At 62.6% G+C, this 16,091-nt stretch carries 11 protein-coding genes; 9 read left to right on the plus strand and 2 right to left on the minus strand.

Translation table 11 applies throughout. From position 1 onward, the window contains the following. Positions 1-39: 39 nt before the first annotated feature. The gene (locus tag LB524_RS18640; protein WP_224529075.1) at positions 40-762 is read right to left on the minus strand and encodes a helix-turn-helix transcriptional regulator; all 723 of its coding nucleotides are present in this window, start codon (positions 760-762) and stop codon (positions 40-42) included. A 461-nt stretch (positions 763-1,223) separates the two neighbouring features. Between LB524_RS18640 and LB524_RS18645 the strand changes: the two genes are divergently transcribed. From LB524_RS18645 to LB524_RS18680, 8 genes are all read left to right on the plus strand, one after another. Next, entirely contained in the window at positions 1,224-1,679 is a 456-nt protein-coding gene (locus LB524_RS18645; RefSeq protein ID WP_224529079.1) for a MucR family transcriptional regulator, read from the plus strand. Between the two features lie 520 nt (positions 1,680-2,199). Beyond that, the gene (locus tag LB524_RS18650) at positions 2,200-2,490 is read left to right on the plus strand and encodes a cytochrome b (RefSeq protein WP_224529082.1); all 291 of its coding nucleotides are present in this window, start codon (positions 2,200-2,202) and stop codon (positions 2,488-2,490) included. 533 nt (positions 2,491-3,023) lie between these two features. Next, positions 3,024-3,926 carry a MurR/RpiR family transcriptional regulator gene (locus LB524_RS18655; protein ID WP_224529086.1) on the plus strand — a complete coding sequence of 301 codons (903 nt, stop codon included), beginning with the start codon at positions 3,024-3,026 and terminating at the stop codon, positions 3,924-3,926. 86 nt (positions 3,927-4,012) lie between these two features. Beyond that, positions 4,013-5,017: an ABC transporter substrate-binding protein gene (locus LB524_RS18660; protein ID WP_224529089.1), complete on the plus strand. Its 1,005-nt coding sequence runs from the start codon at positions 4,013-4,015 to the stop codon at positions 5,015-5,017. A gap of 22 nt (positions 5,018-5,039) precedes the next feature. Then, complete coding sequence (locus LB524_RS18665; RefSeq protein ID WP_224529092.1) at positions 5,040-6,848, plus strand: ABC transporter permease; 1,809 nt, start codon at positions 5,040-5,042, stop codon at positions 6,846-6,848. Continuing rightward, the gene (locus LB524_RS18670) at positions 6,845-7,888 is read left to right on the plus strand and encodes an ABC transporter ATP-binding protein (RefSeq protein ID WP_224529095.1); all 1,044 of its coding nucleotides are present in this window, start codon (positions 6,845-6,847) and stop codon (positions 7,886-7,888) included. The genes LB524_RS18665 and LB524_RS18670 overlap by 4 nt, the downstream gene beginning before the upstream one ends. Positions 7,889-7,913: 25 nt before the next feature. After that, positions 7,914-8,669, plus strand: a complete 756-nt coding sequence (locus tag LB524_RS18675; protein WP_224529112.1) for a COG4280 domain-containing protein — start codon at positions 7,914-7,916, stop codon at positions 8,667-8,669. Beyond that, on the plus strand, positions 8,666-8,878 hold the full coding sequence (locus LB524_RS18680; protein ID WP_224529114.1) for a hypothetical protein: 213 nt from the start codon (positions 8,666-8,668) through the stop codon (positions 8,876-8,878). The genes LB524_RS18675 and LB524_RS18680 overlap by 4 nt, the downstream gene beginning before the upstream one ends. Here LB524_RS18680 and LB524_RS18685 read toward each other — a convergent pair whose 3' ends face one another. Next, complete coding sequence (locus LB524_RS18685; RefSeq protein WP_224529116.1) at positions 8,879-9,196, minus strand: hypothetical protein; 318 nt, start codon at positions 9,194-9,196, stop codon at positions 8,879-8,881. 545 nt (positions 9,197-9,741) lie between these two features. Here LB524_RS18685 and LB524_RS18690 point away from each other — a divergent pair. Continuing rightward, positions 9,742-16,071, plus strand: a complete 6,330-nt coding sequence (locus LB524_RS18690; RefSeq protein WP_224529119.1) for a hypothetical protein — start codon at positions 9,742-9,744, stop codon at positions 16,069-16,071. Positions 16,072-16,091: the final 20 nt, after the last annotated feature.

Consider the following 16,091-nt stretch of genomic DNA (forward strand, 5'->3'; position numbering starts at 1 on the left):
CTAAAATACGTCACCTGTCCGATCGGACAGTTGACGCAGTTATGGGTGGATCAGGCGCCTACGCAACGCCTCCACGACGGCTTGCGTGGTAGTTGCAACGCCAAAGGCTTCGCGGGCCCGTGTCGCGTGCCATTTGACAGTGCGCTCGGTCAGGCCAAGGATTTGCGAGGTTTCGGACGAAGTCTTGCCGGCAGCCGCCCACAGCAGGACTTCTTTTTCCCGGTCCGTCAGCTGACCCTCACCGTCTTCGTCGTCATTCGAAAGACCTTGGATGGTCATACCGGCGTACACCGCCATGGTGACCAGTTGCACTTGCTGGCGTGGCGATAGCTTGCAGGGCTTGGCGGAAGAGGCAAACGACAGAACGGATTGCCAGTGATGTACGCTCAGCATCGGCACGGCAAAGCCACTCCAGATGCCGAACTCCGTTGCTTCGCCAGCAACTCGACGCGAAGCATCCGTCCCAGACCACTTGGCGGGAACCTCAGACCAATGAAACGGCTTCAAGGTTTTCGCGGAGTAGATGCAGACGCCGTCCACCGCGGCGTGCTCAGCTTGGACATAGCGCTCGAACCAGCCTTTGGGCCAACCGTTCAATTCGACCATCGGCGCCAGTTTCTGGCCACCCAACGGCACCCCGCTCAATATAAGATGCTCGAATCCGAGATTTTTCACCGTGTCGAGAAGATCGCTCAGAAGCGCGCCGGTTGCCGTGTGTTTCCTGCAGCGCTCGACAAAGTCAAATACATCGGAGTCGATCATGGTAGAGACCCATCCCCACGCAACCCATGTATAGCTTACTTTAGCGATATAGAATACGAAAAATTTTCATGATAGCGAACTCTGAATGGTGCCTGCTGGTACTTTCTGCGATTCAAAACGCTGGGATTGTCAGACCACAATTTCGTAGCAAGCGGTCAAGTTTTAATGCGATTCACCCGCCGTGTTCGCTAGCGCTGCGAGGCGTTAAGCCCGCTTTGCAGGTCGCACTTCCTCAGACCCCAATTTCTTACATAAGCGCGCAGTTTGGCTGAAGGAGCGAGCCAGAAAGTCAGAACGCTTCCAGGAACCCTGGGCGAATTAGAGGCACTCTAGCAAGTTTTGGCGACAGCGAAATTCGTCTCACGCGTTTCGGTTGTAGGATTTTATCTCGGCTTCGCTCGAAATTGCGGTATATAGGACAGATGCGTGGGCGTGTTTTCCCATTTTGTAGGAGCGAATACTTGAGCGATCAAAGCGAAGCCCAAACGGCCGATCTCGTCGGGCTGACTGCAGACATTGTCGCTGCCTACGTCAGCCAAAATCCACTACCTGTCGCTGGATTGCCAGATCTCATAACGTCAATTCATTCGTCACTGACAGGGCTTGGTCAGTCAAAAATAACCGAGCTACCTAAGCAGGAACCAGCTACCAATCCAAAAAGGTCGGTAACTCCGGATTACATCATCTGCCTGGAAGACGGGAGGAAATTCAGATCGCTGAAACGTCATCTCGATGTGCACTACGGGCTCACTCCGGACGAATATCGCGAGAAATGGGGATTGAAGCCGGATTACCCAATGGTTGCGCCAAACTACGCAGCACAGAGATCGACACTCGCGAAGGCGGCTGGGCTCGGACGCAAACCGCAACCGACCCCAGCCAAGAAGGATCCTGCCAAGCGCAAGCCTAGGGTCTAGTGGCGACAAGCATCTGAAACGTCGCACCTCGGGCGCTCCGGTTTTTCGCCCAAAAACGATCCGCGGCCACGCGCCGGGACGCGCGCCACCTTATCCCAGGCGACCTTCGACGTTTGCGTTCTCGACAGAGCACCGCCTATAGCAGAACAGTGCTTCCGCGATATTGGGTGTCGGGATGTAGCGGTCTCCCGCTACCACTTCACACCCACTATCGTCTTCGACGGCCGTACCGAAGCGGCCGCCTAATGAGGCGTGCCGCGCGGTAGGGAACGCTGCTCCGCCAATGAGGGCGGCGAGCTTGCCCTTGACCTTTGACGGCGTCGAGCTCGCGCCGAAAGGCCTTGGCCGAGGTGGGTATTGCCGGAGTGATGATCCGCACCGACATGCAGCGTTTAGGACAGCAATGAGCCTCCGCAAGTTGGAACCATCGCCACGTCTTACCGATTCGTAATATAGCAGCCACAACTCCGCCAGGAAGCGACCCGCGGGGATGGCCTGTTAAACAGGAGCCCTCATCGTCATGACCTCTAATACATACACCTCGGCCCAGAAGTTTTTGCACTGGACTCTCTTTGCCCTCGTCGTCTTTCTCTACGGCCTGACCTACGGCGAGGATCTATTGCCCCGCGGCGCCCCAACCGTCGATGTCATCTGGCGGCTGCACATTTCTTTTGGTCTTTTGTTGGCCGGGTTCGTCCTTTGGAGGGTGGTGTTGCGCGGTATTCGGGGACACCGGACCTTCCGGATCAGATGTCAGTTCCTGAGCGAGCTGCGGCCAGGATTGGGCACCTGGTGCTTTACGCGCTGCTGATCGCGATCCCGGTTCTTGGTATTCTTTTGACTGGCTCAGAGGCGACGCGTTGAGCTTCTTTGGCATCTTCACGGTGCCAGCTCCATTTCCTTCGGATCGATCAACAGCCAGGACAATTCGAGAGCTTCACTCCCTTTGGCCGGTCTGCATGCCTTGGCTGCGCTTTATCACCATTTCATTCGTCGAGATGCAATTTTGACCAGGATGCTTCCAAGAGGATGGGGCGGTTCTCGTTCTGCCTGAGCGTGCGTTTTCGCTCTTACGGCTACTCGAGGGTGCGTAGATCATGAAGACCGCTCCGGAGAATGGGATAGAATGACAGCGTGATTCGTCTAAAATGCTTGGCTCCTTCTAGCGGCCGCCGTGGGACGTGGGGTTGCCCGCCCTGAACGTGGTAGCTGACTGGAGTTGTCGCAACTCTGCCGCGTTCAACACCCAGTTTACCTCACCGTGTCACACAGATGTAATGAACATTTCGGATTGTCCGCGCCGTAGCGGTTGCTACGAGACAGTTTCTTAAGCGGCCACCCGTGATGACAGCAGACGATTCCGAAGATCGGCAAAGCACCTTCGACGATCGCGTCGAGGCCGCTCTCGAAACCCTGCCACCGGCCGAGCAGCGCATGGCGCGCTTCTTCGTCAGCCAGAAGCAGTCGGTGCTGCTGGGATCGGCGGCCGAGGTTGCGGCGCTAGCCGGCACCAGTGACGCCACGGTGGTCCGCACCGCGCGCTCGCTGGGGTTCGAGAGCCTCGCAGCACTGCGCCAGATGCTGCTGACGGACCTGACGGGAACCGTCTCGCCGGGCAAGCGGCTGGCCCACACGCTGCAGGAGACGGGCACCGACAGCGCGTCGGCGCTGCACCATGTCATTGGTCTTCACGAAGGCGTGCTGGAAGTGCTGAAGCGGCCCGACATGGAGGCCACCTTCGCGCGAAGCGTCAACATTCTGGCGCGGGCCAACCGCCGCCACATCTTCGGCATCGGCCCGTCCGGCGCGATGGCTGAGTATGCCAGCCTGCAATTCAACAGGATCGGTCTGCCCAGCAGCTCGCTTTCGGTTTCAGGCGTGGCGCTCGCCGACCGCCTGCTCTGGTTGGCCAGCGGCGACGCCGTGCTGATGATGGCTTACGCGCCGCTCTATCGCGAGGTCGAGATCGTGCTCGACCAGGCCGCCCTGCACGACGTGCCGGTCGTGCTGATCAGCAACAACCTCGGACCGCTGGTGTCCGACAAGGTCGCCGCGACGCTGCCAGTGCCGCGCGGCAAGGCCGACCATCTCGCCACGCATGGCGGCACCATGGTCCTCATCGAGGCCATGATCATCGCCCTGGCCGCGAAGGCGGGCGAAACCGCGTTCGACAGCCTCGACAGGCTGAGCACCTTGCGCGGCGCCATCGACAAGGCATGGGTGAAACGAGGCATTCGAAAAAAGTAATCGCTGTTGACTTAAAAGCGTCAGCACCAACTAGATAATATAAAATCGGCCTTACTCTGCCCTTCTCAGATAAACAGGAGAGATAAATGAATATAAGAACGACGCTTGGACTTGCGTTGAGTTTGACGGCTCTGTCGGTTTCCGCACCGGCTTCGGCCGCCGACCTTGTTCTCTATGATGCGCTCGACTTCGCTGGTCCGGTCGCGAAAGCTTTCCAGGCCAAGACCGGACTGACCGTCGATGTCGTCGAGCCCGGCAGCACCGGCGAGACGCTGGGCAAGATCGCCGCCGAAGGCAACAACCCGCAATTCGACATCGTCTGGCTCGACGGCTCCGCCGTCATGGAACGGATGGCGGCCGACCATGTGCTGCAGCCGATCCCTGCCGACGAGTTTGACAAGGTCGCCTTCACCGATCTCGGTAAGTCGCTGGTGCCGCAAAGCCATGCCTTCCTGCCGACCGGCACCAGCACCACGGCCATCGAGGTCAACACCAAGAAGGTGCAGGCCGACAAGATGCCGAAGTCGTGGGCCGACCTCGAGGCCTTCGCCGGCAGCGTCGCCGCCAAGGATCCGAACCTTTCCGGCCCGGCCTATCAGTGGCTGGCCGGCTTCTTCCAGACCAATGGCGTCGACGCCGGCAAGGCGCTGCTCGGCAAGACGCTGACCAACAAGTCCCTGTCGGGCCTGTCCAGCGGCGGAAAGGTCAACAAGGCGGTACTGACCGGCGACGCCGCGGTCGGCATCAACCAGGACAGCGCCATCTTCTCGAAGATCGCTGCGGGCGAGCCGGTCATCGCGGTCTATCCGAGCGAGGGCTCGGTCTCGTTGCCGCAAGGTCTCGGCATCAGCGCCAAGTCCGAGCATATGGACGTGGCACGCAAGTTCATCGAATTCGTCACCAGCGCCGACGGCCAGGCCGCCATGCAGAATGGCGACGACACTGACTTCTTCTTCATTCCAATCGTCAAGGGCGTCAAGGCCAAGCCTGGCCGCGAGACCAACATCAGCTACACGCATCTCGACGACGCCACAGCGTCCGCCCATGAGGGCGAATGGAAGCAGTGGTACAAGGACAATTTCGTCCAGTGACCGCGCTGTTCAGACGATGACCATGGTGCTCAATCGCAACGCCGCCGGGTTCACCGGCGGCGTTGGCTCCCGCAGGCCGCCACGCCTCCGCCTGGCCGTGCTGTTGCGCCAAGGCGGTCCGATCGCGGTCTACGCGGTGTTTGCGCTACTGATCGGATTGCCGCTTTCGCTCGTGTTGCTGCAGGCCGTCATACCGGGGCTGTTCGGCGCAGAGGCGGCAAGCGTTTTCAGCCTCGAGCCGCTGGCGCGGATTTTCTCTTCGCCTTATATCACCGGCTCGATTCTGCATTCGCTCGAGCTCGGCGTACTCGCGGCCTTCACCACCACGGTGCTCGGCGGCGCCTTTGCGGTGCTGGTGCAGCGCTGCGACATCCCGCTGCGCGGCGCGATCTCGATCGTGCCCTGGCTGGTGTTCCTGACGCCATCCTATCTGAAGGCGCTCGCCTGGGTGCTTTTGATGTCGTCGGGTGGCTATCTGGCGCAACTCGGCCTGCTGCCGCCGGCGCTGGGCGCGGATTTTTTCGGGCTGGCGGGGCTCGTCTTCGTCCACACGCTCAGCCTGTTTCCGTTGGCGACCTTCATCATCGGCAGCGCGCTGGCGGGGCTGGGCAGCGAGTTGGAGGATGCGGCGCGTCTCTCGGGCGCCGGTCCGCTCAGGATCTGGCTTCGTGTCAACGGTCCGCTGCTGGCGCCGGCAATCGCACTCGCCTCCATCGCCACCTTCGCCGAGGTCCTGTCGGATTTCGGCTTGGCCTCGACCATCGCCAGGATGTCGAGCTTCGGTGTGCTGACCTACGGCATCTATGCGGCGGCGAGCGACTATCCGGTCGACTTTCCCGCCGCCGGCGCGCAGGCCCTGGTGTTGCTCGCTCTAGTCTTGCTAATCGTGGCCGCCGACCGGCTGCTGCGCCGCCGCGCCGACCCGCACCTGATTTCCGGACGCGCCAGGCCCGCCCGGCTTTACCACCTTGGCCGATGGCGCTGGCTCGCCGTGGCTGCGGCGCTCGCGGTCGCCTTCCTGGCGCTGATACTGCCGCTTGGCGCCATCGCGGCGCGGGCGCTGACCAGCACGCTCGGACACGGTCTGGTGCCGGAAAACTTCACCCTGGCGAACCTCGCCGCGGCACTGACGCTGAACACCGCCGCCAATGACGGGCTGATGCGCAGCCTGTTCTATGCCGGCCTCACCGCGGTCATCGCCAGCACCCTGGCGCTGCTTTTGTCTGCGCAACTCGGTCGTTCGAGCCCCTTCATGCGCACCATGATCCTCGGCCTGTCGCTCGGCGCGGTGGCCATACCGGGCATTGTGCTCGGCTTCGGCTACATTCTGGTCTGGAACCGGCTGCCTGGGTTTCGCGACTGGCCGTTTCCGCATTATGGCGACGGCTCGCTGCTGGTCATGGGCTATGTCGCGGCGGCTCTTCCCTATTGCCTTGTGGTCATCCTGTCCGCCATCGGCCAACTGGCGCCCAGCCTGACCGACGCCGCGCGCCTGCATGGCGTCGGTGCGATGCGGCGCTTGCTGTCGGTCACCTTGCCGCTGATCGTGCTCAGCGTCGTCACCGCCTTCCTGCTCACCTTCATCCGCACGGTGTTCGAATTGCCGATGTCGCAGATGCTCATTCCGCAAAGCGGCCCGCCAGCGCCAACGCTGATCCTGAAATTGTTCAGCCACGATCGCGACGGGCTGGCCTGTGCCATCGCGCTGGTCGCGATGACCACCGCCGGTGGTGCGGCGGCCCTGATATGGTACCCGCTGAGCCATTTGGTCGGACCTGGAAGGCGCCGGGCGCGCAGCGGCAGCGGGGCTGCCTTGGGGAAACTGCCATGACCGCTTCGCTCAATTGCGCCGGCATCTGCAAATCGCTCGGCGGCCGCGCCGTGCTGAGCGACCTCGATCTGGCAATCAGCGCCGGCGAGGTGGTGTCGCTTCTGGGTCCGAGCGGCTCCGGCAAGACCACGCTGCTGCGCAGCATCGCCGGGCTGGTCGATCCGGAACGCGGCACCATCACCCTCGACAATCGCATCGTCTGGAGTGAGAGAACGGTAGTGCCGCCGGAAAAGCGCCGGATCGGCATGGTGTTCCAGGACTATGCGCTCTGGCCGCATATGACGGTGGCCGGAAATCTGGCCTTCGGCCTGCAGTCGCAGCGTCTGCCCGAGCGCGACGTCGCGGCGCGCCTTGGACATGCCCTGGAGGTCACACGCCTTGCGCCCTATTGCGATCGCTATCCGGCCGAACTCTCGGGCGGCCAGCAGCAGCGCGTCGCCATCGCCCGCTGCCTCGCCGCCCGACCGGCGCTGATGCTGTTCGATGAGCCGCTCAGCAATCTGGATGCGGCGTTGCGCGAGGATATGCGCATCGAGATGATGGAGCTGGTGCGCCGCGAAGCCGCCACGGTCGTCTATGTCACGCATGACCAGGCCGAAGCCATGGCCGTTTCGGATCGTATCGCCGTGATGCGCGACGGTCGCATTGCCCAGTTCGACACGCCGCGGGCGATCTACGAAGCGCCGGCCGATTCGTTCGTGGCCGGTTTCATCGGCGGCTTCTCGGTGGTGCCCGGCGTGGTCCAGGACGGGCTGTTCAGGCTGCGCGACAGCGATGCCGAAAGCCTGCGCACGCCGGGTGCCAGGTCGGGCAAGGGCATGCTGGTGGTGCGCCCCGAAGATGCGCGGCCGGCCCAAGCCCATCCCGCAAATCGGCTGCAAGGCCGGGTGCTGTCGAGCGCTTTCCAGGGCCGTTGCTGGCGGCTGGCGGTGGAGCTCGGACCGCAGCGTGTAAGGCTGGACTGGCCGGAGGCGCCGCCGGTCGGCTCGTCGCTCGCTTTCTCCCTGCCGCCAGAGCGCTGTATCGTCCTGGCCCACTAGCGATTCTCGAACACAAGGTACCTTCATGCATGGCCTGACGCCCATACTCTCCACCGTGACCGCTTCCTTCCTGGCGTCCTTCGTCGAAGTGGTCGAGGCCTTCACCATCGTGCTCGCCGTCGGCGTGACGCGCAGCTGGCGCCCGGCGCTGGCCGGCGCGGCGCTGGCGCTGGCCGTTCTGGCGGCGCTTGTCCTGGCGTTCGGGCCGCTGCTCGCGCTCGTGCCCATCACCGTCCTGCAGTTCGTCGTCGGCGTGCTGTTGATCCTGTTCGGCATGCGCTGGCTGCGGAAAGCCATCCTGCGCAGCGTCGGGGTCATCGCTTTGCACGACGAAGAGGCTGCCTTCTCCAAGGAAACCGCCGCGCTCGGCCGCCAGGCCGGCGAACGCCGGGCCGACTATCTGGCCGGCGTAGCGGCGTTCAAGGCCGTGCTGCTTGAAGGCGTCGAAGTGGTGTTCATCGTCATTGCCGTCGGCGCCGCGCACGGCCAAACGTTGTTCGCCGGCCTCGGCGCGCTGGCGGCTTTCGTGCTGGTGACCCTGATCGGCCTCGCCGTGCACCGGCCGCTGGCGCGGGTGCCGGAGAACGCGCTCAAGTTCGTCGTCGGCCTGATGCTGACCAGCTTCGGCATTTTCTGGACCGGTGAAGGCCTCGGCGCCGACTGGCCGGGCGCCGATCTCGCGCTGCTTGCCATCTTCGCCATCGTAGCGGTGGCGTCCTTCGCCATCGTGCGCTGGCTGCACATCACCTATCCCGCGCCTGCTGAAGGGATCGCCCGATGAACATCATCCGCACCGTCCTGAAGGAGCTCGTCGGCATGTTCGTCGACGACGGCAATCTGGCGCTGCTGGCGCTGATCCTTATCGCCTTGATTACCGCAGCCGTGAAAGTGCTGGCGCTGCCGCCGCTCGTTTGCGGCTGCCTGCTTCTGATCGGCTGCCTGGCGATCCTTTTGGAAAGTGTCAGGCGCGCCGCGCGCGGCAGAGGCTGATCAGTAAACGGTGAACAGGGTCGGCTGCATGCCGATCGTCCTGAAGTGCTCGACCGTCTCGATGAGCGGGAACAGCGCCAGGAAGTAGAGGCCGTCGCGAAACGTGCTCTTCAGCGCGCTTATCGAAATCGCATCTTGTGGCGTCGATACGAGAACGAGGCCGCCACGTTGTCCCTCTCGGGCGACTTGATGGGAGAAGCGCAAAGAGAAGCGCTCGCCGTGGCGCCGCGTCTCGGAGATCGTGCGCCATTCGTCGTCCGTGAGGCGGAGCAACGCCATGCTCGTGCTGTTGAGTTCCTGCCGGTCGGTCGTATCCATGCGTAAAGTTTATGACTGACCGACGGTCGGGTCTGCAATCCTGACTTAGGTGCGTTGAGAGCTTTTAGCCATTCTAGCCGCCATTGGGCTCGTGTCAGGTTTTTTCGTTCCCTAGCGGTCTTGGCGCCGAGACAGGTCCATCACGCCCAACACCGTAGAAAATATCGCGGGGATTCTGGGCGGGGGGAAGGCGGTAGCGCTCTTCCGACTCGAACCCGCAAACATGCGCCCCGGTCAGGTGTGCAAAACTGCGGATACAGTCAGCCAACTTCCTTGATGAGCAATCAAGGTTCGGCGGGAGGCGCCAAGCAGAAAGTTCGATGAGCTTCCAAGAATCCCATCGATCGTGAATTGTAGAAATATTCGACGACCACTTTGGGCCGACCCCGGACCGACAGCCTTCGAAGTATCGTCAGCGGACGCTTGCCGTCAATCGGCTCTCTTGAGATAGGTTGAACTCGCTTTCCGCTAAACCGCGACTCTGCAACTATCTTCCTGGAATATGCATATCCGGGGCAAGCATGTGCGACGGGAGGGGTAAGACGGTGTCGACGGTCGGTCCGAGCGAAGACCAAATCAAGATCGACAAGGTCCGTGCGTCGAAGGCCGGCCATGCCTTCCACGAGGCCTGGGCGGCACGCTCGGCGCTTGAGCTTCTCCTTCCCCACACCGAACTCGTAGCAATTACCCTCGAAGGCTTTGACGAGCGCGATGAGGCCGAGTTGGGCACCGGCGCCGTCGAGATCGCCGATCTCGTTCGCTATTTCGGCGCGAGTGATACAGCGCGGGCCAGCCGAGTCGAAGTCGTCCAGTTCAAATATTCGATCGCCAGCGCCGACAAGCCCGTGCGCGCGGCCGACCTCGCCACCACGCTCACAAAGTTCGCCGAAACCGACAAAGAGCTGCGCGCCCGGCACGGTGAAGATCATATTGCAGCAGTTGTACGCTATGATTACGCCACTAATCGCCCGATCCATCCCAACCTTGCTACCGCGATAGCTGCCGCACGTGAGGGGGAGGCCCGTCACGGCGACATTGGCCGCCAGCAGGAGCAAATCAACGCAGCGCTTGAGGGGTACCCGCATCCCGCGCACCAGCTACTCGAACGCTTGTCGCTTTCCGGCACTCTGGGCTCGCTAAGCAATGCCGAGCGCGGTACCGCAGCTCTGCTCGCATCGTGGAGCGAGCCCAGCGACCCGGATGCCGAGAAACGCCTCCTTAAGCTGCGCAATCTCATCCGCGTCAAGGCGGGTCCAGGAAGTGAGACCGACAAGCGTGTTGACCGGGTCGCCGTGCTTGCCGAACTCGACGTCGACCATGAGGAGCGTCTCTATCCGACGCCGGACGCATTCCCTGAGGTCGGAACAGTTATCGCACGTTCGGTGCTCGATACAATTGTTGGGCAAGCACGTGTGCCGGGCCTGCCGCTCGTGCTGCACGCTACGGGGGGCATGGGCAAGACAGTCCTTATGCAAGGCGTTGCCGAGCGTCTGGGCGCTGATGGTCCCGTGGTTCTCTTCGATGGCTTCGGCGCGGGCCGATGGCGCGATCTCGCCGACGGCCGGCACCGTCCGGAGCGCACGCTCGTCCATCTGGCCAATCTGCTCGCTGGCCAAGGACTCTGCGACATCCTGCTGCCGATCACTGATGTAACCAGCTTGCTTCGCGGCTTTCGGCGGCGACTGGAACAAGCGGTTGCAACCGCGCGTCAGGGGCTTGCCGAGGCTACCGTCACCCTCGTGCTCGATGCAATCGATCATGCGGGGCTCGCGGCGAAGGAATTCGGAACGCAGTCCTTTGCGCATGTGCTGATGCGTAGTCTAAGCGTTGATCCAATCGAGGGTGTGCGGGTCATCGCTTCCTGCCGACCGGAACGCCTCGCTGTCGCGGTGGGAGACAATGCCCATCGCACCTTCCCCGTCCCGCCCTTCACCGAAACCGAGGCAAAGGCGCTGATCAAGGTGCGCGCCCCGGACGCGCACCCAGATGAGGTGGCGGCATTACTGTCGCGATCGGGGCGCAACCCTCGCTGCCTCGACACTCTGCTCGACGCCGGGCGGCCCTATGATCCGCATTTGATGCCGGGAAACGACGACGAACCGGCCAAAGACGTTCTCGACGCGCTTCTCGCAAAACGGCTTGATGATGCGCGTCGGGCGGCGATCGGGCGGGGTGCGAGCAGCGGCGAAATCGATCTGTTACTTGCGGGGCTCGCCCTGCTTGCGCCGCCGGTACCAATCAACGAGCTCGCCGCGGCGTATGGCCTTACCCCTGAGCAGGTCGAAAGCTTCGCGGCCGATCTCGCCCCGTTGCTAGAGCGCACTCCGTATGGACTGATGTTCCGCGACGAGCCGACCGAGACGCTGATCCGAAACAGCTACGGGCGGAGCGCGCCCGACACCGTCAAGGTTGTCGCAACGCTGCAGGCGCGTCAGTCGGTGTCCAACTACGCTGCGCGCGCGCTGCCCGCGTTGCTCACAGCGCTACGCTATGCGGACCAGCTGATCGCGCTCGCGTTTGACACCCGCGTGCCAAAAGGCGCATCGCAGGTGAGCGCTCGCGACATACGGCTCGCTCGCATCACCGCCGCGCTCGCCTTGACGGCAGAACTCAGGCGGCGTGACGATCTGGTGCGGCTACTGCTCGAGGCATCCCTGGTCGCTGCGGGCCACGAACGTTCGGACCGCTTTCTCTACGAGCATCCCGATCTCGCTGCAGTTGCTGGCGACGCCGAGGTGTTGCGGCGGTTGGCGGTGACATCGGTCGGCTGGCCCGGCGGCAAGCACGCTGCGCTTGCTCTCGCCAACGTCTTCGCAGGAGAGATGGGCGAAGCACGCCGCCATGCGCGGCGCTCAATCGATTGGCACAATTGGGCTGCTCAGCCGCGGCGAAAACCGAGCTTCGGTCCGAACTCCATCTCCCGCGACTGGGACGATGTCGGTTTCGCCTATGTCGAGATGCTCGCGGGAAATGACATCCGCGTCGCGCGCTTCTTTGCTGGCCGCGGCGACGCTGAAGCGTTTGGCAAATTTGACGACCTGTTAGACTTGTTTGAGCGGCATCGCGTCTCGGCGTATTCGCCGGCTGCACGCATCGCCGAGCGCTTGGCACGCTGCCGGCTGCCATCGCGCTCGCTCTGGGCGGCAGCGCTTCGTCATTCAAGCACGGACCCCGCCTATGACCGCAGGCTGATCAAACGGTTCGCCGCTGCTGGCGCCGCCAAGGAAAAGTCTGAAGCGCTTGCCATTGCGAGCATTCGCGCGGCCGCACGCGCCTTTGCGCTCGACATGGAGGCCGAAGCACTTGCTATTCTCGATGGTGCTGGTTTGGCCCCTCCCAACATCCACGACTATGCAAGCTACTGGCCCGTCGATCGTTCGGCGGAAGTTGCGGTTTTGGCGGCTGGCGTCCGCGCTGCGATACGGGGCAGGCGGGCGACGTTGATGGATATGGCGCCGAGCGAGCTTCTCGCGCTTGTCCCTAGGAGTGCTCAGGCGAAGGGACCGGCAACGTTTGGCCGGGTTCTGAAGAGCAAGCTCGCGAATCTGCCTCATGACGGAACGCGTCGCCGTCGTAGGCGAACTGGTCTCGATACTAAACAGCGAGACGACTATTCGCGCACACTCGACCGTCGTATCGGGCCATTGGTCGCCTACGCACAAATGGTCGCCAACGTCCTGCGTCCACCTGGCGAGCGCAGCCGTGAGGCGATGGTGCATGACAGTTTCGACGCTTTGGCGAGGGATGTCCGCGAGGCCAGCGATTACCCCTATCGGGATGGCAAAGCATATCTGGCTCGGGCCGGATTCCGAGTAATATTCACAACCGCCGACGCCTTGGGGCTGATCGACCGCGGAATCGCAGATGTGCTCGTCGACTGGCTCGCAAGCGCACCGGGGCTCTTCATTCCGGACCTGACAGAGGTAGTGGCGCGCCTGTCGCGCACTCCGTCGTGCCACATTCCTGCGCTTCGCCTGGCCGGCGAAATCGAGAAACGCATCCTTCTCGACACTGACGTCACAAGCCGCGTGTCGGCCTACGGTCAGCTTGCTCGGGCGGTATGGCGGATGGGAACCGAGGAAGCAGCAGTATATTTCCGGCGCGCACTTGATCTAGCCGAAGCGATCGGGTCGGACGATTTCGACCGCACCAATCACCTACTGGAGATCAGCGGCCACTATACCGGAGCCGAACTGAGTCCAGCTGCAAGCCACGCGCTTGCACGCATTCTTGAACTCAACCAGTCTGAGGATAGCAAATTCCCTTGGATCGAATATGCCGCGAGTATGACGCCCACCGCCGGACTAGCCATCCTTGCGACCGTAGCGAGGCTGGACGATCGCGATGTGGCTCGACTTGGCCTATCGCTTGGCCCTGCACTTACCGTGCTCTTGCGCAGTGGCAAGTTTCCCGCAGACCTTGCCACCGCTATCCTCGGTCTCGCGGAGCCGCTTGAGACCTGGACCTGGCATATGAGCGATTTCGCCGCGGAGGCGGTCGCGCGGACACCGGCAGACCAGCTTCATTGGCTATTCGATGTCCTCGTTGAGGAGATTGACCGCAGCGACCAGCTGTCGCCATCGTCTATGGCGATTACTCGTTTGCGCACACTTGCCGAGCAGTATCTTCCGCCGCACGATCGGCTACGTTTGCGGATCGAGGCACTTGCCGCGCGAACAAATGAGGAGCCGTCGTCCCCAACACGCGCTTCGGCTATGGAGCCTAGAAAGCCGAGCCCCTATCCCGCGCCGTTCCGCGAGCCTGATGCAATCGACCGAGCAATCCTGAGCGAGGAAGTCGGACCTTCCGGGCAACGCTGGCCGGTCAGGACACTTGTCGATATTGCAGCCCAGTCGACCACGCCTGCCGCGCGGCTCGAGTTCGTTCGGGCCGTTGTCGAATCCAGTGTGGCCAGCCTCGCTGATAAGGTGAACGCGTTGGACGATCTTGTCGCGGCCTGGAGTGAAGAGTCGCCGGCACTGTATGCTGCGCTGCCTGGGCTGGCGCTTCGGCTCGCCGAAAAGCACCCTCGCGAACTAGCAAACTCGAGCGTTGACGCGTGGGGCGGCTGGCGGGGCCTGATCCGCGACTTCAATGCCGATCGCGGGCAGCTCGTGGAACGTGTCGTCTCGGCGCTCGGCTCGAATACTCAAGGTCTTGGCGGCAATGCGTGGCTGGCTCTGGCGGCACAAATGGCGCCATCAGCCAGCAGCGAAGCGCTGGCCGAAGGCCTCGAACGCTTTCTCACGCTCAGCAATGCGACCTTGCCGACAGAAGTTGGCGATGGCCCGTGGAACCCGCGGTTCGCAGCGCCGGCAGACGTTCAAGATGCAGTCGCCGGGTTGTTGTGGGCGCGGCTTGGCCAACCTGAAGCCGCCGCGCGTTGGCGCGCGGCGCACGCCGTGCGCCGCCTCGCCATAGTCGGCCGGTTCGACGTAATTGACAAGTTGGTCAGCCGGTTCGACCATGACCAGGCACTGCCCTTCTGTGACGCTAAGTTGCCCTTCTACCCATTGCATGCGCGCCTCTGGCTCTTGATAGCGCTCGCGCGTATCGCGCGCGACGCGCCAGCAGCAGTTATCAATTGCCGGCCGCTGCTCGAGAAGGTCGCCTTTTCCAGTGATTTTCCGCATGTCGTGATGCGTGCGACGGCAATCGACGCGCTTCGGCGCATCGCGCCGGCCGTCGAAAGCGGCGCGGACCGTGCCGCACTCCTCGCACGGCTGGATAAGGCCAATCGCTCGCCATTCCCATATGAGCCGAAGACTAACTATGGCGAGAAGCGATTTATCCAGCGTCCCAAAGCGTCGCTGCGGCCGGCGGATGGTTTCTACCTCGACTACGATTTCATCAAATACCAAGTCGAGCGGTTGTGCCGGGTTTTCGGTTGCGCGGGTTGGGAGGTCGAGGATCTGATCTACAAGCGGGTCCGGCTCTGGGACGCCAAAGTCTCCGGAATGAACGAGTGCCCGCGCAGCGCGACCCATGATGCGTCTTGGTCATCGGGCTATGTCCCCAATCGTGACCGATATGGCGGCTATCTCGGTTGGCATGGTCTGATGCTGGCCGCCGGCGAGATGCTGGCAACTCGGGCTGTGACCGGCCAGGACTGGGGTGGCGATGCCTGGGATGCGTTTCTCGCGGAGTATCAAATCACCAGGTCTGACGGCCTTTGGCTTGCCGACGCCACCGATCTGTTTCCGCTCGACCTGCCGAGCGAATTGGCGCTGGCGGTTCCCGACGCCGGTGAACGCAGCAGGCCGGCAGACGATTATCGACTATTAGCGCCGTTGCTCGGCGTCAACGAGAAGCAGCTAAAGGGCGACTGGATGCCGGTTGCTGGATACTGGTCGATCACCAACGACTTAAATATTGCGATGCGAAGCGTGCTCGCCAACGCGCGGGACGCTCGCAACATCGTCATGGCGGTGCTCGCGGAGGAACCCTTCAGCCGATGGCTCCCCGACGACGACGATGAGATCACCCGTCTCTTCGGGGACAACGGACACTCAGTACGTGCGTGGATCGATCGTGATCAGCACAGCGAGCGCAAGTTCGACCGCCAGGATCCCTATGCGGCGACATCCGCGCATCAGCGTCCTCGCCCTGTCGCCTGGGTTCGCGACGCGCTAGGGCTCAGTCCCGATGACACTGTCCCCCGCAGCTGGTCGCGGGAGCAACGCCTTGCGTTCCAGGCTGAGGCATGGGGCGTCGAAGGTGGACGGGGTGAGCATGCCTGGGAGATAAACGGCGCGCGGCTCCTCGGACATCGCGACGTAATCTTCGATCTGCTGGAAAAGACAGAACTGCAACTTATTGGTACCCCTCCGGTGAGGGCCGTCTTGTCAGCTGAGGGCGAACATCGGAAGTCCTAGGGATAATCCTAGGAGTAGCC

Source organism: Mesorhizobium sp. ESP6-5, from assembly GCF_020164695.1.
Taxonomy (GTDB): domain Bacteria; phylum Pseudomonadota; class Alphaproteobacteria; order Rhizobiales; family Rhizobiaceae; genus Mesorhizobium; species Mesorhizobium australicum.